Consider the following 18544-nt stretch of genomic DNA (forward strand, 5'->3'; position numbering starts at 1 on the left):
CGCGTACATACCGAGCCAGACCATCATCGAGCGCGGGCGTACGATCTGCGAATGCGACGAAATCATGCAAATCCCTCCCGGTTCGATTGAATGAGGTGCGCTTTATAGATGTGTGGTTCGCGCTTTGCAACGGGGCTTGTGCGAGATCACGGATGAGTGTTGCAAATTAGTGCGCATCGCCCCCGGCGCCGAACGGCGACGGCGGCTTGTTCAGCAGCAGCACAAGGAAGCTGAGCGCGAGATAGAACAGCGTCAGGATGAAGAAGGCATCGCCGAAGCTCATCACCACGGCCTGGCGATGAACCAGCTGGGAAAGCTGCTTCATGGCCATCAGCGCGGAATCGCCAAGTCCCTGAAATTTCTGCATGAACATGCTCAGAGTTTCGGTAGCGGTGGCGTTGCCCCAGGTCACGCGCTCCTGCAAGCGGCTGATGTGAAGGTCGGTGCGGTCGTTGAGCACCGTGTTGATGACGGCAAGGCCGAGCGCGCCGCCGAGATTGCGCATCAAGTTGAACACGCCGCTCGCGTTCTTCACCTTGTCGGGCGGCAGCGTGCCGAGGGCGACGTTGTTGGTCGGGACCATCGCGAACATCATGCCGACGCCACGCAGGATTTGCGGCACCAGCAGTTCATAGAAATCATAGTCCCGCGTCATCCAGGTCATCTGGTAGGAGCCGAGCGCGAACACGACGAGGCCGAACGCGATCATGTAGCGCATGTCGACCTTCGCCATGAGCCGGCCGACCAGCGGCGCGACCAGGAACATGGTAATGCCGGAGACGAACATGGTGTCGCCGATCATCAGCGCGCTGTAGCCGCGCACCTCGGCGAGATAGCGCGGATAGATGTAGGTCAGGCCATAGAGTCCGATGCCGATGCAGAACTGCAGCGTGCAGCCGACGGCGAAATTGCGGTCCGAGAAGGTGCGCAAATTGACGATCGGCTCGGCCGCCGTGAACACGCGCCAGAAGAAGGCGATGGCCGAGAGACCGCAGATCCAGGCGCAGATCGCGACCGACGTGTCCTGCATCCATTGATATTGCGGGCCCTCCTCCAGCACATATTCCAGCGTGCCGAGGAAGCTCGCCATGAACAGCAGGCCCCACCAGTCGAAGCGGTCGAGCAGCTCGAAATGCGGCTCGTCGAAATCGACCAGCGCCAGCACGCCGACGGTGATGCCGATGCCGGGCACGACGTTGATGAAGAACAGCCAATTCCACGACATCAGGTCGGTAATGTAGCCGCCGACCGTCGGCCCGATCGTGGGAGCAAGGGTCGCGACCAGCCCGATGATGGGACCGACGATGTGAAATTTCGTTCGCGGGAAGACGGTATAGGCCGAGGCGAACACCGTCGGGATCATGCCGGCGCCCAGGAATCCCTGCAGCGCGCGCCAAAGGATCATCTCCTCGATGGTGGTGGCAAAGCCGCAGAGCAGGCTCGCGGCGGTGAAGCCGGCCGCCGAGATCGCGAACAGCAGCCGCGTGCCGAAGGCGCGCGACAGGAATCCCGACAACGGAATCGCGATGACCTCGGCGATCAGATAGGCGGTCTGGACCCATGAGACCTCGCTGGAGCTTGCCGACAGGCCGGCCTGGATCTCGCTGAGGGATGCCGAGACGATCTGGATGTCCAGGATCGACATGAACATCCCGAACACCATGATGATGAAGGCGAACAGCCGCTTCGGCGCGATGCGCTCCGACGCCGGGTCCGCCATCATGGCAGGTGAAGCGGTGGTGGCGGTTGCCATGGGTCAGCTCGGGATCGCGCCAGCCGCGGGGTCGGTGCACCTCTCCCGCCTGCGGGAGAGGTCGGCGCGTAGCGCCGGGTGAGGGTTCTCTCCGCTTGGGGACTGTCCCATTGCGGAGGCACCCTCTCCCCAGCCCTCTCCCGCAAGCGGGAGAGGGAGCGCACCTGCACTTGCCGCTGCAGCGCGATGCATTTCACCGCATCCTACTGCGGATGGACCGCGGGATCGTCGAGATCGACCTCGCTGTCGGCGTCGGCGGCGCCCTTGTTGGTGTCGACGGTGGCATAGACCGACATGCCGGCCCGGAGCAGGTTCTGCTTCGCCACCGACTTCGGCACGCGGATGCGGACCGGCACGCGCTGCACGATCTTGGTGAAATTGCCGGTGGCGTTGTCGGGCGGCAGCAGCGTGAACACCGAGCCCGCGCCCGCCGCGATGCTGTCGACCACGCCGGAGAACTTGCGCATGCCGTAGGCGTCGACCTTGATCGTCACCGGCTGGCCGGGACGGATGCGCTTGAGCTGCGTCTCCTTGAAATTGGCGTCGATGTAGACGTCGTCCAGCGGCACGATGTTGCCAAGGCGCTGACCGACCGCGACGAAGTCGCCGGTGTTGACGAGGCGATTGGAGAACGTGCCGTTGACCGGCGCACGCACCGCCGTGAAGCTGAGGTCGCGCTCGGCCTTGGCGAGCGTGGTCTTGAGCTCGGCGAGCTGGGCCTGCGCTTCGGCCTGCTGCGCCTTGGCAACCTCGACATTGCTGACGGCAACGTCGTAGGCGGCCTGCGCGGCCTTGACCGCGGCGGCGCCCTGGTCGCGTCCGGCTTCCGAGCTCTCGAACACTGCACGCGAGGCGAACCCCTTGGTGCTCAGCGCCTGCTGGCGCTCGTAATCGAGATCGGCGCGCTTCAGGCCCGCTTGGGCCGAGACGAGCTGAGCCTTGGCCTGCGCGACCTGGCTGTCGAGCGCGGCGACCTGGCGGCCGATGCGGTCGATGGCGGCCTGCTGGGTCGCGATCTTCGTGGCGGCGGCCTCGACCGCGATCTTGTAGTCGCCGTCGTCGATGCGCAGGACGACGTCGCCGGCGCGCACCGGGCTGTTGTCGCCGGCGAGGATCGAGGCGACGTGTCCGGACACCCGCGCGCCCAGCATGGTGTTGTTGGCGCGGACGTAGGCGTCGTCAGTGGAGACGTAGAAGCGGCCGACCAGCGTGTAATAGCCGGCATAGCTCGCGACGGCGAGCGCGAGCAGCAGACCAACGCCCATCAGGACGAATTTGCGCTTGCCGGATTTGGGAGCACCGCCTGCGGGTGCATCCGGCGCTGCTGCAGCCGGCTCGTCAGTCGCGGGCTTCTCCAGCGCCTCAGCGGGGCGGCGCTTGGCCTCCTCGACCCTTTCACCGCGCAAGTGCTCGGCAACGGGAGCGGAGCTCTCGATCGCAGCGTTACCGCCGGCTTGCTCCGCCGCTTCCTGGCGAAGGACTCGCGCAGCCTGGTCTCTCGATGCCGCCATCAAGGCCTCCAAAAAAGGCGATCGAGGACGGCCGGCCGGAGGCCGCTTTCCCTGTCGCTGATCTCAAATATCATTGACCGAACGGTTCGGTCAATATACACAAATGGCTCTGAGCGGCACCCTACTCGCCCGAATCCCTTAATATTTGCGTTTGACCGTTCAGCTGATCAGAAAATCTTCCGAGACCCTAAACCAATGGTTGTAGCCGGCCGCGACCATCTGCACGCCGTCCAAGAGGAGGACGGCACCAAACGTCGCCAGATCCTGGACGGTGCCCGCAAGGTGTTCATGGATCTGGGTTTCGACGGCGCCAGCATGGGCGAGATCGCGCGCGCCGCGCAGGTCTCCAAGGGCACGCTCTACGTCTACTTCGCCGACAAGTCCGCGCTGTTTGAAGCCATCATCGAGGAAGAGGCCCTCCAGCACGGCCAGGTCGTGTTCAACTTCGATCCTGCCCGCGATGCCGAGGCCACGCTGAGGGAATTCGGCCTCGCCTACCTTCACCTGATCTGCCGGCCCGGTGGCGGATCGGCGATCCGGACCGTGATGGCGATCGCCGAACGCATGCCTGATGTCGGCCGCCGCTATTATGCGCGGGTGCTGGACAAGAGCATCAACCGCCTCTCCGGTTATCTCAAGGCCCGTGTGGTCGCGCGCGATCTCGATATCGAGGATTGCGATCTTGCCGCCTCGCAGTTCATGGAACTGGCCAAGGCTTCACTCTTCCTGCCCTTCGTGTTCCAGGCGGCGCCGGCACCGTCGGAACAGCGCATGGCCGAGGTGGTCGACAGCGCCACGCGGATGTTCCTGGCGGCGTACAAGACGAAGTAGCAGCGCGTTGCACCTGCAGGCGGGGCGGCATTATATTGCGGCCATGTCTCGTGATCTTCGCCCGCCGGTCGACATCCTCCACTACGAGATCGTCCAGGAACAGGCCTCGGCCCTCGGTCGGATGGGCCGCGCGCTCGAACAGGCGCTGGCGCGCTTGCGCGAGTTCGACGCCGCCCACGCCGCCGCGGAAACTGCAGCCTCGATGCAGCCGGCCAGGCGCAAGCTGGTGCTGGAAGCCGGCCAGGCGCTTTGGATGTTCGTGGTCCAGCGCGAGGCGACGGGCCTGCGCGACAGCCGCCACATCATGCGCACCTACAATGTCCCGGGCGAGGTGCAGCGTTGCATGGGGCTGGCGCCGTCGACAACAGGCTCGAGATGACGACAGCAGCTCGACCTAGTCCGTCACCTGCTTTCTCAACGCGGCGAGATCATTGACGACCATCTTGGTCGGACCGGTCGAGATGATGCCCTCGTCCTGGAGTCGGTTGAGGATCAGGCTGATCGACTGCCGTGTCGCGCCGATCATGCGCGCGAGATTGGCCTGGGTGATGCGGCCGAGTGAGATCGGACCGTTCTCGTCCTGCGCCGCGTTCTCGCACAGTTTCACCAGCAGCAGCACCAGTCGTTCCGCAGCCTTCTGCCCGGCCAGCGTCTGCGCCAACATCGAATAAGTCTCGCCCTTGAAGCCGAGACACTCGATCAGCGCGACTGCGAACGAAGGCGACTGCGCGATGAGCCGGCGGATCGCATCCTGGTCGAGATGCAGCGCCTCGACCCGGCCGAGCGCGCGCGCCGACCAGCTATGCTGATGATCGCCGAGAATGTAGGGGGCGCCGACGAAGTCGCCGGCCTCCCAGGTCGCCAGCATCAGTTCTCGCCCCTGCGTACCGGCGTGGGTGCTTTCGACGATCCCGCTCAAAATGATGTGGATGCCGTTCGCGGGCTCGCCTTCGCGCAGCAGATGTTCGCGGTTCTGGTAGGTCGCCAACCTGCCGGTCCGCATCACCAGATCCAGATCGGACTTGTCCAACGACTTCAGCACATAGCGCCCGGTGCCGGCGGCTCGCGCCTCCGCGCACGACTCACCCGGATCGGCGACCTCATGCGCATGACCGCGCCCCACGATCAGTCTCCCTTCGAGTGACGGCTCGAAGGCTAGGAGGTATCAGGTCGGATTGCAACGCGGCGCGAACGCTCAATGCACGGCCGCCGCAGCTGTAAATGCGCAGGCGAGGTCAGCAAGCAGGCGCTCCCGCCCCGCCGGCGCCAAGAACGTGACCCCGTAAGGCACACCCGCCCTGGTCATCGCATTGGGAACTGCAATCGCGGCGAGCCCGAGCGGATTGGCGTAGTTGGTGTAGTAACCGTTGTTGAAGTTAGCCGTCAGCGGATCGCGCGCCACATCATCAATGCTGAGGACAGTGCCGACCGTCGGCACCACCAGCACGTCGTGAGCCTCCCAGAAACCGCGAAGCCGACGCTGGACTTCCTTGACCTCGTAGAACGCACGGTACGCATCGGCGGCGGAGAACTTCCGGCTGCCAAGGACGAGGTCGCGGACGATCTTGACGCCCGCATCGGGATGGGCGTCGAGGAACGCACCGACCGAGACGTCGCGCTCGGCAAGGAACGGACCGAAGAACATCAAGTCGTTGATCGAGGTGAACGGCGCGAAATCGACCGGCGTGATCGGCAGGTCGAGTTGCCGCAGCCGGTGCAGTGCGGCGCCGAACAGCCTCTCCGTCTCCGGATTGCCGAAGAACTTGAGCTGATCGACGCGGGGCGTTGCGAGCTTCAGCGGCCGCGCGGGGCACGTCTGCTCCGTCCATCCGGCGAAATCCACCGGGGCAAAACAGTCCGCGGGATCGCGCCGCGCCAGCACGCGATAGACGTCGTAGCCGTCAGCGGGACCGCGCGTGTAGAGCGAGATGGTGTCGAAGCTCCGGCACGCATACACCATGCCGCGCTGGCTGAACGCGCCCGGCGCCGGCTTGAAGCCGGTCACGCCGCAATAGGACGCTGGCACCCTGCCCGATCCTCCGGTGTCGGTGCCGAACGCGAAGGACGACGTTCCGGTTGCGACCGACACCGCCGCGCCCGAGCTGGAGCCGCCGGGAATGTAGTCGGGATTGTGCGGATTGCGCGCGATGCCGTAGGGCGAGCGAACACCGACGAGCCCGGTCGCGAACTGGTCCATGTTGGTCTTGCCGATAAAGATCCCGCCGGCTGCGATGGCATCGGCGACCACCGGGCTCGTATCCTTCGCGACATAGGCAAATTCCGGACAGGCCGACGTGGTCTGCTCGCCCGCGACGTCGATGCAGTCCTTGACCGAAAAGACGAGCCCGTAGAGGGGCAGGCCGTCGATCTCGCCGATGCGCGCATCGAGCGCGCGCGCCGCGGCCATGACGTTCTCGGGCCCCGCCGTCGATATCCAGACGCCGCTCTGGTCGGCGTCCGCCAGGCGCGACAGCACGTGCGCGGCGACGGCCGACGGCTTGAGCGTTCCGCTGCGATAGGCGGCGCGAAGACGGCGAGGCGAAATATCCATGTCGGTCACATGCTCACGGGAATCGGAGATGCCGGCGAGACGAGCCCGCCGGCCCGGCGCGTCAGCGGCCGATCACCTTCTCGAGATAGACCGGCTGGATGAAGGCTTCGAAGTCGGCGCGCGGCAACAACTTCGGCAGGCGCTCCTGCTTCACCAGAAAGTCGGCGGTGGAGATTAGCGTGTCGACAAACCTGCCCTTCTTCGCGGTTGTGCCGAGATATTCCTCGGTGAGCTGCTTGTTGCAAGGCACCATGCCGGTGCCCTTCATCATCCGCGTCGCGTCGGGTAGCGGCAGCGACAGCTCCTCCGCAATGATCTCGGCGGTCTTCTCCGGGTTCTTCAGCCAGAAATCGATCCCCTCGCATTCGGCCTTGATGAACTTGTCGACGTAGGACGGATATTTCTCCGCAAACGCATTCATGACGACGCCGATGTCCCAGGTCGGATAGCCACGCTTGGTCATCTCCCCCGAGGTGATCAGGATCTTGCCACCGTTCTTGACGGCTTTGTCGAGGTTCGGCTCCCAGAACCTGGCGGCATCGATATCGCCGCGAAGCCAGGCGGCCGCGATGTCCGAAGGCGCGAGATCGATGATCTTGATCGAGGCGGGATCGACGCCCTCGTCCTTCAACGCCTGCAACAGCAGATAGTGCGTGGTGGACCCGAACGGCGCGGCGACCGTCCTGCCCTTGAGGTCCTTGAGCGACGTGATGTTCTTGTCGGCGCGCACCACCATCGCCTCGACATAGTCGAGCAGATTGATCACGAGGATGCCCTTGATCGGCAGGGCCCGGGTCGCCCCGATCGCCGTCGGGGGATTGCCGAGGCCGCCGAAATCGACGTCGTTGCCGGCGATCGCGCGCAGCATGTCGCCGCCGCCGCCGACCTTGACGTATTTGATGTCGACACCCGGCATCTCCTTGGCGAGCAGGCCGAGATGCTTGGTGACAAGCTGCGCGTTCACCAAGTTCAGATAGCCGACGGTCACCTTGGCCGGCTTGTCCTCGGCCCGCGCGGCGGCCGTGAGCGCCAACGTGGCAAGTGCGAGCGCGGCAACAAGTCTCTTCATCATGTCGATCTCTCCTCGATCAGGATTACGTTCGGGCCCACGGCATCAATAATCCGGCAATTCCGCGCATCATCAGGTCGAGCAAGACCCCGGTCAGGCCAAGCACGATCAGGCCCATGATGACGACGTCGGACAGCAGGAATTTCGCGGCATCCCAGATCATCCAGCCGATACCGGCCGAGGCAGCGACGATCTCGGCGGCGACGAGGACGGTGTAGGTGAAGCCGAGCGAGATGCGCATGCCTGCGAGGATCAATGGTCCCGCCGCGGGCAAATAGACGTGAAACAGCAGATGCCGCCGGGTCGCGCCGAGGGATTGCGCCGCGCGCACATAGACGGGATCGACGCTGGTGACGGCCTGGATCGTCGAGATCACGATGCCCGGCAGGCCCGCAAGAAACAGCAACGACAGTTTGGAGCTCTCGCCGATGCCGAGCCACATCACCAGCAGCGTATAGAGCCCGAGTGGCGGCAACGGGCGATAGAACTCGATCAGCGGATTGAGCAGCGCACGCGCATTGCGCGATACGCCCATGAGAACGCCGAATGGAATGCCGACGAGGCACGCCAACGCGAACGCCACGAGGATGCGGTAGAGGCTGGCGCCGAGATGCTGAAGCAGCGTGGCGCCCTGATAGCCCTTCGTCATGGTCTTGACGAACGCACCCCACACCGCCTGCGGCTTCGGCAGGAACAGCTCGTTGGCCCAGCCCATCTCCGTGACGATGGTCCATGCGGCCAGCAGCGCGACGACGGTAAGCGTGGAGAGCAAGACCGACCGGGAGACCGTTGGCAGCCGCAAACTGCCCCGCCGCGTACGATCGGCGGAGATCGGAATCGCCATGGGGCTTGCCTCGACGCTCATGTGCGCACTCCCAGGATCTGCATGATGGTCAGCGCGTAGATCCGCGTCGCCATCACCGACTTGGTGATGGAGATGTTCTCGTTGTCGACGGCCCAGCCGTCCTCGCCCGGACCGAACGTCACCGCGTTGATGCCGACTTCGCGGAAGCGGATGGTGTCGTTGAAGGCGTTCTTGCGATTGACGCCGGGCTCGCGGCCCATCAGGCGCCGATAGACCGCGCGAAGCGAGCGGCAGGGCTCTTCCTCAACCGGCACGGGCTCGGTCGCGTTGACGAACAGCGAGCCGGGCACCTGGCGCACCCCGACCTTGACGTCGTTGATCCCGGCAAATGTTTGCTGCCCGAGCCGCTCGATGTCGGAGATCACGCTGGCAAGCGTCATGCCGGGCACGATGCCGACCACTGCAAGCGTGATGGTGCAGGCATCCGGTGAGAACTGCATCTCGCCGGGCAGGCCGCCGCGGATACGCACCACCGAGCAGCAGGGCGGCGTATGCCCCATGAACTTGCTCGGCACGTGGGTGAACGTCATCTCCGCGAGTCCTGGCAGCAGTTTCGCCGCCTCCATGATGGCATTGACGCTGATGTCGGGCCGCCAGATATGCGACTTGATCCCCTGGACCGTGACCTCGATCAGGCAATGGCCGGAATTGGCCACCGAGAGGTTCATGCCCCAGTCTTTACTGACGTCACCCCAGGCGGTCGGCTCGGCCGTGATCTCGTAGTCGGCAGCAAGGCCGACCTTGTCGAGCATGTAGATCGAGCCCTCGGTGCCGTTGCGCTCCTCGTCGACGGTGTAGCAGCACATCAAGGTGCCATCGAACTTCACGCCCTCCTCGATCAGGGCCTGCACCGCGAGCAGTGAGGCGGCGAGATTGCCGCGCGTGTCGGAGGTCCCGCGCGCGTAGAGCAGATCGCCATGGCGCGTGGCCTTGAACGGATCGTAATCCGTCATGTGCCATTTCTCGGGCTCGACCACCGGATAGGTGTCGAGATGATCGTTGAGAATCAACGACGGCGCGCCCTCGCGCCCTTTGAGCACGCCGAGCACATTGGGCCGGTGCGGCTGCGCGCTGTGCTTGGTGACCTCCATGCCGAGGGCTTCGAGCTTGCCCGCGACCAACATGGAGATCGCCTCCTCCTCGGCGGGCGGCAGGTCGGGATCGAGCGGATTGCCGGAGCGCGGCTGACCGGTGCGGATCAGTTCGGATGCAAGGTCGAGCCAGCGTTCCTCCGTGATGCGCGCCAGCACGCGCCGCTCGAGATCGGAGTAAGGCGGGGTGACAGACATCTGCATGACAGGTTCCGCTGGCTCACAGCGCCGGCTGCGCTGCGTCGTTGCAGGCCCTTCATTGCACCGACTGTGCCAATTGCCGACCACGCCCGTTCGGACACGAATAGCGATTGCAGTTCAATGATTTGGTCGAAAATCGAGACCGCGCAAATTTTTGCGCGTCAGCTGTGCTTTGCCGAAGGCACAGCGCTGGCTGAACAGACCAGCCGCAGCGGGCGGACGGCCGCCTGAGCTCTGGCGGACGCGCCTATTCGTCGATGTAATCGTCATCCTCGCGCTTGCGCGCCGTGCTCTTGCGCGCACCGAGCGAACCGGTGACGGAGGGATCGCGCGCATTGGCATAGGGGCTGCGCGACTGCGCGCGCGCGGCGACCTGCTCGCCGGACACGGCGGCCGGCTGGCAGATCAAGCGGCGGCTGGCGCGGCGCATCAGGTCGACGTGGATGTGATCGTAGTGAAAGACGTTCGAGCCCGGCGCGAGAACGGTGGTGAAATGCGCACATGCTCCCGCTTGCACGTCGCGCAGGAAGCCCTGCTCCTCCGGCATGCCGCGCCAACCGTCCTTGATGGTGACGCGGCGGCCGTCGGCCAGCACGAAGGCGGAGATGTCGAGCGCGTTGCCGAAGGCGTGCTCGGAGATATGGGCCCGCGAGTTGCCGTTCATGCCGCGGCAGGAATAGGCGGAGATCTGCTTGATCTCGGCGACGCGGACGCCGAACCAGCGCATCGCCGAGGGCTGGACGGTGTCGGCGAGCCAGCGGTCGAGCTCGGACACGATCGGGCAGGCCAGCGTCGCCGTCGGCTTGATCGCGACGGGCCCCACGGCCGTGACGGAATTGCCCTGCGCAGGGCCGAGGCGCGGCAGCGGCTGCTGCGCAGGCGCCTGCGAGTAAGGCGCCGGGCGTGCCGGATAGCTCGGCGAATTCATGTAGCGCGCCGCGCCTGCGGCATCGGTGCCATCGGGCGGCAGATCGATCTCGTCCTCCTGCGCCGCCACACCCGGTGCGTTCAGCGACACCGGCCCGGACGAGGCGCCGTAGCCGGACGGGTGGCGCACCGCGCTCTCAGGATAGTTCGACTGCGGCGGATAGGCGGAGGCCGGGTAGTTCTGGCCCTGCGGATAGTTCGATTGCGGCTGCCTCACGGGCCAGCGCGGCTGGTTGCCGATGCTTCCCGGCGGCCGCAACGGCTCGTCGGCGAAGCCGTAGGTGCTGGAGGCCTCGCCGATAGCGGCCACCTTGAGTGGAAATTCGGCGCCGCACTGGCCGGGTCCGGAAATCGGGTCGATGCGGACGAGATCCGGCCCCTCCTTCACCGCGCCCGATTTCAGGCATGCGGCTTCCGCCTCGGCCCGCCACGGTTCGCGTTCGGCCTGGAAGAAGCCGCGTCCGCAACCCGCTAGCGAAACAAGGACGATGGAGCCGACGAGATACAAACGAACTCCGCGCGTCATGTACGCACGTTCGGTGAATTTACTTAAAGACTCTTCAACACGTTGATTTCAGTGTTCTTTAACCATGACGACCAGCGCGCGCCGAACCCCCGGGCAAACCGAGCGACAGCAGGGCTGACTTTATCGAGACGAGACTCTCTGTTAACTATGATGCTCGCGCGCAAAGCAGCGCGCGTGGAGGGAGCGACTCATGACGTTCGCCGGGAAACTGAGCGTAGTCACCGCCTACCTCGCCATGGCTTTCGTCGGCGCCATCGTGCTCGGCATGATCTAGCGGCTCATCGAGCGCATCGAAGCCGGCTTGTTCCCTTCTCCCCTTGCGGCAGAAGGTGGCGCGAAGCGCCGGATGAGGGGTTCTATCCTCGCGCGCCGGCGTTCGCGGACATGCCCTCTCCCGCAAGCGGCGCGGGCATTTTGCGCGACGCTACGACCGCGCACTCCACTGCCGCGAGGTCGTGATCAGTTGCTCGCGCGGCGCTTCGATCCGTGTCCAATCATTGCCCGAGCACCAGAAACGCCAAAGCGCACAGGCCTCGACGCGGAGCCTGCCGGAGCTCTTCAGGGTCATCGTCGTGTAATAGGTGTTGCCGCTGGAGCGGCTGTAGATGCTGCCGGTCCAGACGTCGTGCGATTTCGGCTTCATGTTGACGAGCACGCTCTCGCCCCGGCGCGAGGTCTCGGTCAACGCATAACCGCAAAGCGCAGGGCCGCAGCGCTCGATGCGGACCGTGCCCTTGGCACCCCGGCTCTCCCATTCGCCGAGCGGCGTAGAGGCCTGCTCGTCGTCGCTGCGCCGTGCGACCGCCACGGTCTGCTTGATCTCGGGGCTCGGGACCGGCGGCAGCTCCAGGCGCGGCGCCTCAGCTCTTGGCGGCTCTGGTCTCGGTGGCTCTGGTCTTGGTGTCTGCGGCGGCACGACGGGCTGCGATGTCGTCGCGGCCAGCGTCGGGGCTGGAGCAGCCGGCGGAGTCGCGACCACGCTCGCTTGCGGCGGACGAGGTGGGATGGCCGGATCGACCGGCGAGCTCGGGGCAATCGGCGTCGGGACCGGTCTCGTCGCCGCGTTTTCCGCCGGCCGAAAGCTGCGATGGGACGAGATCGACACACAGGATGTGGATCGGCACGTTTTGGGCGCCTCGACATGGAAGCGGTGGCGGCCAATCGAGACGGAATAGGAACCGGCCTCGGCCGCCGGCGCGATCGCCATCAGCGCGATCAATGTGCCAAGCCAGGTTGCAAGCCGTTGCATCGCGCTCTCCCTCAATGTCGCGACGACCTTACGCAGAGGAATTGCGGCCGAATGTGCGCTGCCTCACCCAGCCGCCCGCCACCGTTGTGACCCTCATCACAGAACACCGGGCCGGCCCGGCATAAGGTCGAACCACGCTTCATCCACCAGCGACTTCGGTCCATATCGGGACCGCGCCATTTTGGAGGTTGTCATGAACAAGCTCACCGTCGCCGCCACCGCGCTCTTCCTTGCCTCGACCGCCGCCCATGCCGGCGGCAATACGATCTCGTTCCAGATCGAGGGCCAGCACATCCGCATCGAGACGCCGCGCAACTGCGCCTCGCTCAACTGCGTGACCATCGTCGCACCGGGCCTGTCGGACAAGCCGATCAAGCTGAACAACATCAACCTCAAGGGCTTCGGCGGCGCCAAGGATGATGACGCCGACACCACGCCGGCTCCGGCCACGGCCGCGCAGCCCGCGCCGGCTCCGGTGCAGCAGCAGCCCGTGCAGCAGGCGCCGGTTCAGGCGACCGTACCGGCCGCACCAAGTGTCGCCCCCGCCGCGCCCGCGTCGACCGTTGCCGCCGCGCCGTCCGTCGACACGACGACGCAGCCCGCGCCGGCCGCGGCGCCCGCTCCCGTTGCTGCGCCCGCTGCGGTGGCGGCCGCTCCGGCTCCGGTGGCGGCCGCGCCCGTGGCGGTAGCGAACTCGCCGATCGGCATCTGGGCGACCGAAGAGGGGAAGGGCAATGTCCGGGTCGAGCAGTGCGGCGCCAATCTGTGCGGCTACGCCGAGAAGACCAACGAGCGCATCCTGATCAACATGAAGCCCGAGGGCTCGAAGTGGAGCGGCCGCATCCGCGATCCCAATTCCGGCCGTAACTACGACTCGACCATCGCGATGAAGGGCCCGAATACGATGCGCGTGCAAGGCTGCGCCTTCGGCGGCATGTTCTGCGGCGGTCAGACCTGGAAGCGCGTGAGCTGACACGCCGAGCGCATCAGCCCCGACACATGCACCATCTTCGTCATGCCCGGGCTTGTCCCGGGCAGACACGTTCCTGGTGCCAGCACGCCGCTCTCTCCTCCGTCATTGGAAGGAGCTCAGGCTCTCACCGGCCCATCCGCTCGCGGATGTCTTCAGACCGCGAGCAGTATGCTCTGGACCTCACGCCTCGCCGCGCAGCCAGGCCTTCATCTTGTGCAACAGGCCGTGCCGCAACTCCTCGGCGGAGGCGACCTCGGCTTGCGTCAGCGTCTGCAAGGCTGAATCGGTGTCATCGGCCGATTGCACCGGCTCCGGCACCAGCCCTGCCGCGGCAAGCGCGATCGGGCCGGTCTGGGTCAGGAACGCGCGCTCGTATTCGCGCGACAGCCGCGCGATCGCGTCGTCCAGCGAGAGCCAGTCGACCGCCTTGACGTCGTTCGTCAGCTTGCGGACCGGCCCGCCCTCGGCCTCCATGCGCCAGAAATGCACGACCTTCGAGCGCCCGCCGGACTGGTAGGCGAGCGTGCCGAGAAATTCGTGCACGGCGACGTCGTGGCCGGTCTCCTCCAGCACCTCGCGATGCGCGGCTTCTTTCGGCGTCTCGCCATCGTCGAGCTTGCCCTTCGGCAAGGCCCATTCGTTGCGCTTGCGCTGGCGCACGACCGCGATCAGCGGCGTCGAACCACGCCGCAGCACAATACCACCCGCCGCCATCACCGGCGCCCGCGCCATCACCAAATCCGTCGTCGAATCGTCCCCACCGACGATATAGGCGCCGGGAACGGCGGATTGAAGGCTACTTTCTTCTGAGCAGCCCCTGGCCGGCTCGGATGCGCGTGCCCTCGGCGATCCCGTCGCAGAAAGTGAAATCGCCGGGCGCCAGGATGATGATGGTCGAGCCGTGCTCGAACCAGCCGAGCTCCTCGCCCTTGGCCACGTTGACGTCACAGGCGAAACTGACGGGGCCGCGGGTCTGCGCGTTCAGCACCCTATCGAGGAAATGCAACCGGATGCTCGCGACCAGGATCGCGGCGACCGGCACCAGCGTCACCGCCTCGCCGGTCGAAAGATGCGTGCGGATCACGGCGCGCTCGTTCTTGCAGAACAGCCGCTCGACCCGCTTCAACGCGATCGGGTTGACGTTCCAGACGTCGCCGTGGATCAGCGTCACGCCCTCGATCTGCGCATCATAAGGCGCATGGAAGCGGTGATACATGCTCGACGTCAGCCGCAGCGTGACGAACGAGCCGTTGCGGTGCTGATCGACCAACGCGGAATCGCCGACGAGATCGAGCAGCGAATACGGCGCACCCTTGACCTGGAACAGCTCGGTATCCGCGATCCTGCCGTGAGCGCCGACGATGCCGTCCGAGGGGCTGGCGACGATCGAGGGGTCCGGATCGAACGGCCGCAGGCCCGGCTTCAGCTCCCGGGTGAAGCAATCATGCAGGCTCGTGAAATGATCCTTGCGCGCCTCGGACAGATCGAGATCGGAGAACAGCTTCCACAGCGCGATCGAGAAGTCCCGAACCAGGGGATTCTCGATCTTGGAGAACCAACCCATGAAGCGGGTCAGGGCGGCGCGCGGGATGCGGTTGGTCAACAGGAAGTTGAGATCTTCCTGCTGGGTGAAAGAGGCGATGAGGGCTTTGACTGTCATGAATCTGTCAGCTCGCAGGTTTAGCGCTTGTTGTCATGGAAACGACACTCCCGATTCTCTCGATGTCCGTGGCCGCCGCAGCGTCCGCTGCCGCCGTCCTCCCGAAGCTGAAGGCGCGGATCGAGTTGTCCCGCGCCAAGCACCGCTCGCTCGCCGGACACTCCAAGATGTCGCGACGGGTGGCCAAGCTGCTCCCGTTCTACGAGTTCGGAGAGAACGACTACTTCTCGTGCGACGGCGCGCCGGCCAACATCGCCGCGCAGCGCAAGGACGGCTTCTTCCGGCTCGCCGCTCTCTACGCCGAGCGCTACCCGAAGGGGCGCGCGATGACAAAGGAAGCGGCTGAAAAAATCTCCGACCTGAACTTCACCGAGAGCTACCGCGTGCCGTTCCAGTTCTCGCGCCTGGTCCGCGAGCACCTGGGCACCTCGAACTTCGTGGCGTCCTCCAGCGGCGTCACCGTCACCGACGTCGACGGCAACACGTCGTACGACCTCACCGGGTCCTACGGCGTCAACATCTTCGGCAACGACTTCTACAAGGAGTGCATCGAGGGCGCCGAGAAGCGCGCGCACGCGCTCGGCCCGGTGCTCGGCCCGTACCATCCCGTCATCCTGGAGAACGTGCAGCGGCTCTGCCAGATCTCCGGCCTCGACGAGGTCTCGTTCCACATGTCCGGCACCGAGGCCGTGATGCAGGCGGTGCGGCTGGCGCGCTATCATACCAAGCGCACGCATCTCGTCCGCTTCGCCGGCGCCTATCACGGCTGGTGGGGCGACGTGCAGCCCGGCGTCGGCAACCCTATCCCTGCGCACGAAACCTACACGCTCGCCGAAATGTCGGAGAAGACGCTGCATGTGCTGCGCACACGCAAGGACATCGCCTGCGTGCTGGTCAATCCGCTGCAGGGCCTGCATCCCAACGCCAACGCGCCCGGCGATTCCGCGCTGGTCGACTCGTCGCGCGGCGGCCGTTTCGACCGCGCCGCTTATACCGGATGGCTGAAGAAGCTGCGCGAGGTCTGCGACCAGCGCGGCATCGTGCTGATCTTCGACGAAGTCTTCGTCGGCTTCCGTCTCGCCGCCGGCGGCGCCCAGGACTATTTCGGCGTCAAGGCCGACATGGTGACCTACGGCAAGAGCCTCGCCGGCGGCCTGCCGGTCGGCGTCGTCTGTGGCAAGCGCGAGCTGATGCGCCGCTTCCGCGACGACCGGCCCGCCGACATCTGCTTCGCCCGCGGCACCTTCAACTCGCATCCCTATGTCATGACGGCGATGGACGAGTTCTTGAGCCGCCTCGCCAGCCCGAACTTCCGCGCGGTCTATGAAGGCCTCGACGAGACCTGGAACGGCCGCGTGCAGAAGCTCAACGGGATGATGGAGAACGCCGAGCTGCCGGTGCGGTTCGCCAATTTCTCCTCGATCTGGACGGTGAAATACACCACCCCGTCCCGCTACAACTGGATGCTGCAATATTACCTGCGCGCCGAAGGTCTGGCGCTGAGCTGGGTCGGCACCGGCCGGCTGATCTTCAGCCTCAACTACACCGACGCCGATTTCGCCGAAGTCGCCGAACGCTTCGTCCGCGCGGCCGCGAAGATGAAGGCCGACGGCTTCTGGTGGCACGACGGCGTGCTCACCAACAAGCAGATCAAGCGGCAGATTGTGAAAGAGATGCTGTCCAGGCGGTTCGGACGCTGAGGCCGAACCTGTCATGGCCGGGCTTGTCCCGGCCATCCACGCGGCTCCGCACGATGGCTTCAAGACGTGGATGCCCGGGACAAGCCCGGGCATGACGTAGACCATAAACATTCGCGACCTGGGTAGGGGCCGTATCAGGCGTGCTGCTCTTCGAGCGTGGGCTCGTTGATCAGACCCAGCGTGTGCTCGGGATTGAGATGCAGGCCCGGGTCCATCAGCTCGCCGCGCAGCAGCGCCAGCGGCGCCTTGTGATAGAGCATCAAATCGTGGAACGGATCGGTCAGGATCTTGGTCATCCAGACCAGGCCGGTCTCGACATCGCGGATGAAGAACAGGTGCACGGTGCGGAACAACAGGCCGCCGCCGCCGACCACGAGCCAGATCTTGGCGACCTGCCGCATGAAGTCGGTCGCGCTTTGCCAGGGCGTGAACAGGCCGAACAACGTGGGATCGATCACCAGCACCAGCGGCGAGAGCGCCCAGATCGCCATTAGCACCACCTTGCGCTGCAGGTTGTAGCCGACCTTGATCTCTTCCTTGTACTCGTGCGTCGCCTGGTTGACGTGGTCGTAGGTATGCGGCTCGAAGAAGAAATGACCGGCCTGACGCGAGGTCATCGACACCAGCCAGCCGACCAGCGCGGACACGACGGGATCGATGAACAGCCAGACATAGGCGAACAGGAAGCTCAGCGCGCTGATGAAGTGCAGGCTCTGATTGATGCGGCTGTGATGGTAGTAGCGATGGTCGTCCCAGCGCTGGATCCGCAGCTGCTCGAGATAATTCTTGATCATGCTCTTCCCCAAATGCTTTCGGCTACGGGGTTAAAGGGATTCGATGTACGCCGTGTGACAACATCATCTTGTCATGTGATGGCACGCGGCGGCGCGATGACGCACGACGCCTGCGCTCGAGGTCACGCCGCCTTGGCGACATCGACCTTGCGGAAGCGCACCAGCGAGAAATGACCGAGCGGCGGAATCAGGCGCCGTTCCGCGAGCTCGATGCCTTTGGCGCCGGCCAGCCATTTCGTATAACGCGACCAGGCGAACTCGGCGGTGCGGAAGCCCAGCGGACGCACCACCGGCTGCAGCTTCTGCTCGATGAAGCGGCGCATGCCGGCATCCGCGCTGACGCGGGTGAGGACGATCAGCTCGCCGCCCGGACGCAGCACGCGGGCGAATTCGTCCAGCGCCTTCTCCGGATTCGGCACCGCGGTGACGACATATTGCGCCATCACCACGTCGAACGAATTGTCGGGAAACTCGAGCTTCTCGGCGTCCATCACCGCGAGGCCCTCGACATTCTTCAGCTTGCCCTCGGCGACGCGCTGGCGCGCCTTGTCGAGCATCGCCTCCGAAATGTCGGTGCCGAAGATGCGCAGATGCGGCGCGTACATCGGCAGCGAGATGCCGGTGCCGACGCCGACCTCCAGCACGCGGCCGCCGATCTTGTTGGTGGCCGCGATCGCGGCCTGCCGACCCTTGGCGAACACGCCGCCGAACACGAGGTCATAGACCGGGGCCCAGCGGTCATAGGCCTGCTCGACCGTGCCGCGGGTGAGGTCGAGCTGCTGGGTGCCGTCAAGGTTCATGATCTTGGCCATCGATGAGGTTCTCGCTGTGGGTCTAAGGAAA

The 18544-nt window shown here is 65.3% G+C and carries 17 protein-coding genes; 4 read left to right on the forward strand and 13 right to left on the reverse strand.

The features are described 5' to 3' along the window. Nucleotides 1–166 precede the first annotated feature (166 nt). Together DCM80_RS01950 and DCM80_RS01955 are read right to left on the reverse strand one after the other, a co-directional pair. Nucleotides 167–1753, reverse strand: a complete 1587-nt coding sequence (locus tag DCM80_RS01950; protein WP_257195489.1) for a DHA2 family efflux MFS transporter permease subunit — start codon at nucleotides 1751–1753, stop codon at nucleotides 167–169. Nucleotides 1754–1956: 203 nt separating this feature from the next. Continuing rightward, a complete protein-coding gene (locus DCM80_RS01955) occupies nucleotides 1957–3264 on the reverse strand; it encodes an HlyD family secretion protein (RefSeq protein WP_257195490.1) in 1308 nt (435 codons plus the stop codon). Nucleotides 3265–3459: 195 nt separating this feature from the next. Between DCM80_RS01955 and DCM80_RS01960 the strand changes: the two genes are divergently transcribed. Together DCM80_RS01960 and DCM80_RS01965 are read left to right on the forward strand one after the other, a co-directional pair. Further along, on the forward strand, nucleotides 3460–4095 hold the full coding sequence (locus DCM80_RS01960) for a TetR/AcrR family transcriptional regulator (RefSeq protein WP_257195491.1): 636 nt from the start codon (nucleotides 3460–3462) through the stop codon (nucleotides 4093–4095). Between the two features lie 43 nt (nucleotides 4096–4138). Beyond that, entirely contained in the window at nucleotides 4139–4474 is a 336-nt protein-coding gene (locus DCM80_RS01965; RefSeq protein WP_257195492.1) for a DUF6665 family protein, read from the forward strand. Nucleotides 4475–4489: 15 nt separating this feature from the next. On the opposite strand, the gene DCM80_RS01970 is transcribed toward DCM80_RS01965, so the two are convergent. The 7 genes from DCM80_RS01970 to DCM80_RS02000 form a co-directional block, all read right to left on the reverse strand. Continuing rightward, the gene (locus DCM80_RS01970; RefSeq protein WP_257195493.1) at nucleotides 4490–5218 is read right to left on the reverse strand and encodes a Crp/Fnr family transcriptional regulator; all 729 of its coding nucleotides are present in this window, start codon (nucleotides 5216–5218) and stop codon (nucleotides 4490–4492) included. A 72-nt stretch (nucleotides 5219–5290) separates the two neighbouring features. Then, nucleotides 5291–6646, reverse strand: coding sequence for an amidase family protein (locus DCM80_RS01975; RefSeq protein ID WP_257195494.1), 1356 nt, complete (start codon nucleotides 6644–6646; stop codon nucleotides 5291–5293). 61 nt (nucleotides 6647–6707) lie between these two features. Next, nucleotides 6708–7718 carry an ABC transporter substrate-binding protein gene (locus tag DCM80_RS01980; RefSeq protein ID WP_257195495.1) on the reverse strand — a complete coding sequence of 337 codons (1011 nt, stop codon included), beginning with the start codon at nucleotides 7716–7718 and terminating at the stop codon, nucleotides 6708–6710. A gap of 22 nt (nucleotides 7719–7740) precedes the next feature. Then, nucleotides 7741–8580: an ABC transporter permease gene (locus DCM80_RS01985; protein WP_257195496.1), complete on the reverse strand. Its 840-nt coding sequence runs from the start codon at nucleotides 8578–8580 to the stop codon at nucleotides 7741–7743. Further along, a complete protein-coding gene (locus DCM80_RS01990) occupies nucleotides 8577–9875 on the reverse strand; it encodes a M20 family metallopeptidase (protein WP_257195498.1) in 1299 nt (432 codons plus the stop codon). Before DCM80_RS01990 ends, DCM80_RS01985 begins: the two co-directional genes overlap by 4 nt. 244 nt (nucleotides 9876–10119) lie before the next feature. Next, nucleotides 10120–11325, reverse strand: coding sequence for an extensin family protein (locus tag DCM80_RS01995; RefSeq protein WP_257195500.1), 1206 nt, complete (start codon nucleotides 11323–11325; stop codon nucleotides 10120–10122). 424 nt (nucleotides 11326–11749) lie between these two features. Next, nucleotides 11750–12574, reverse strand: coding sequence for a DUF2147 domain-containing protein (locus tag DCM80_RS02000; protein WP_257195501.1), 825 nt, complete (start codon nucleotides 12572–12574; stop codon nucleotides 11750–11752). Between the two features lie 193 nt (nucleotides 12575–12767). Between DCM80_RS02000 and DCM80_RS02005 the strand changes: the two genes are divergently transcribed. Continuing rightward, nucleotides 12768–13547, forward strand: coding sequence for a DUF2147 domain-containing protein (locus DCM80_RS02005; protein ID WP_257195502.1), 780 nt, complete (start codon nucleotides 12768–12770; stop codon nucleotides 13545–13547). 180 nt (nucleotides 13548–13727) lie between these two features. Here the strand turns inward: DCM80_RS02005 and DCM80_RS02010 are convergent, their stop codons facing one another. Next, entirely contained in the window at nucleotides 13728–14279 is a 552-nt protein-coding gene (locus DCM80_RS02010) for an NUDIX hydrolase (RefSeq protein WP_257195503.1), read from the reverse strand. Between the two features lie 64 nt (nucleotides 14280–14343). Further along, on the reverse strand, nucleotides 14344–15207 hold the full coding sequence (gene asd / locus DCM80_RS02015) for an archaetidylserine decarboxylase (RefSeq protein ID WP_257195504.1): 864 nt from the start codon (nucleotides 15205–15207) through the stop codon (nucleotides 14344–14346). A gap of 35 nt (nucleotides 15208–15242) precedes the next feature. Between asd and DCM80_RS02020 the strand changes: the two genes are divergently transcribed. Next, nucleotides 15243–16907 (forward strand): aminotransferase class III-fold pyridoxal phosphate-dependent enzyme, encoded by a 1665-nt coding sequence (locus tag DCM80_RS02020; RefSeq protein WP_257195506.1) that lies wholly within the window; start codon nucleotides 15243–15245, stop codon nucleotides 16905–16907. Between the two features lie 134 nt (nucleotides 16908–17041). Here the strand turns inward: DCM80_RS02020 and DCM80_RS02025 are convergent, their stop codons facing one another. Both DCM80_RS02025 and DCM80_RS02030 read right to left on the reverse strand, forming a co-directional pair. After that, nucleotides 17042–17701, reverse strand: coding sequence for a hypothetical protein (locus DCM80_RS02025; RefSeq protein ID WP_257195507.1), 660 nt, complete (start codon nucleotides 17699–17701; stop codon nucleotides 17042–17044). Nucleotides 17702–17823: 122 nt separating this feature from the next. Further along, on the reverse strand, nucleotides 17824–18513 hold the full coding sequence (locus tag DCM80_RS02030) for a methyltransferase domain-containing protein (RefSeq protein ID WP_257195508.1): 690 nt from the start codon (nucleotides 18511–18513) through the stop codon (nucleotides 17824–17826). Between the last annotated feature and the right edge of the window lie 31 nt (nucleotides 18514–18544).

Source organism: Bradyrhizobium sp. WBOS08, assembly GCF_024585125.1.
In the GTDB taxonomy this organism is placed as follows: domain Bacteria; phylum Pseudomonadota; class Alphaproteobacteria; order Rhizobiales; family Xanthobacteraceae; genus Bradyrhizobium; species Bradyrhizobium japonicum_B.

Bases quoted from the DNA above. Each gene is read 5' to 3' on its own strand.
- DCM80_RS01950 (WP_257195489.1), bottom strand. From the start codon at position 1,753: ATGGCAACCGCCACCACCGCTTCACCTGCCATGATGGCGGACCCGGCG.
- DCM80_RS01955 (WP_257195490.1), bottom strand. From the start codon at position 3,264: ATGGCGGCATCGAGAGACCAGGCTGCGCGAGTCCTTCGCCAGGAAGCG.
- DCM80_RS01960 (WP_257195491.1), top strand. From the start codon at position 3,460: ATGGTTGTAGCCGGCCGCGACCATCTGCACGCCGTCCAAGAGGAGGAC.
- DCM80_RS01965 (WP_257195492.1), top strand. From the start codon at position 4,139: ATGTCTCGTGATCTTCGCCCGCCGGTCGACATCCTCCACTACGAGATC.
- DCM80_RS01975 (WP_257195494.1), bottom strand. From the start codon at position 6,646: ATGGATATTTCGCCTCGCCGTCTTCGCGCCGCCTATCGCAGCGGAACG.
- DCM80_RS01980 (WP_257195495.1), bottom strand. From the start codon at position 7,718: ATGATGAAGAGACTTGTTGCCGCGCTCGCACTTGCCACGTTGGCGCTC.
- DCM80_RS01985 (WP_257195496.1), bottom strand. From the start codon at position 8,580: ATGAGCGTCGAGGCAAGCCCCATGGCGATTCCGATCTCCGCCGATCGT.
- DCM80_RS01990 (WP_257195498.1), bottom strand. From the start codon at position 9,875: ATGCAGATGTCTGTCACCCCGCCTTACTCCGATCTCGAGCGGCGCGTG.
- DCM80_RS01995 (WP_257195500.1), bottom strand. From the start codon at position 11,325: ATGACGCGCGGAGTTCGTTTGTATCTCGTCGGCTCCATCGTCCTTGTT.
- DCM80_RS02000 (WP_257195501.1), bottom strand. From the start codon at position 12,574: ATGCAACGGCTTGCAACCTGGCTTGGCACATTGATCGCGCTGATGGCG.
- DCM80_RS02005 (WP_257195502.1), top strand. From the start codon at position 12,768: ATGAACAAGCTCACCGTCGCCGCCACCGCGCTCTTCCTTGCCTCGACC.
- DCM80_RS02010 (WP_257195503.1), bottom strand. From the start codon at position 14,279: ATGGCGCGGGCGCCGGTGATGGCGGCGGGTGGTATTGTGCTGCGGCGT.
- asd (WP_257195504.1), bottom strand. From the start codon at position 15,207: ATGACAGTCAAAGCCCTCATCGCCTCTTTCACCCAGCAGGAAGATCTC.
- DCM80_RS02020 (WP_257195506.1), top strand. From the start codon at position 15,243: ATGGAAACGACACTCCCGATTCTCTCGATGTCCGTGGCCGCCGCAGCG.
- DCM80_RS02025 (WP_257195507.1), bottom strand. From the start codon at position 17,701: ATGATCAAGAATTATCTCGAGCAGCTGCGGATCCAGCGCTGGGACGAC.
- DCM80_RS02030 (WP_257195508.1), bottom strand. From the start codon at position 18,513: ATGGCCAAGATCATGAACCTTGACGGCACCCAGCAGCTCGACCTCACC.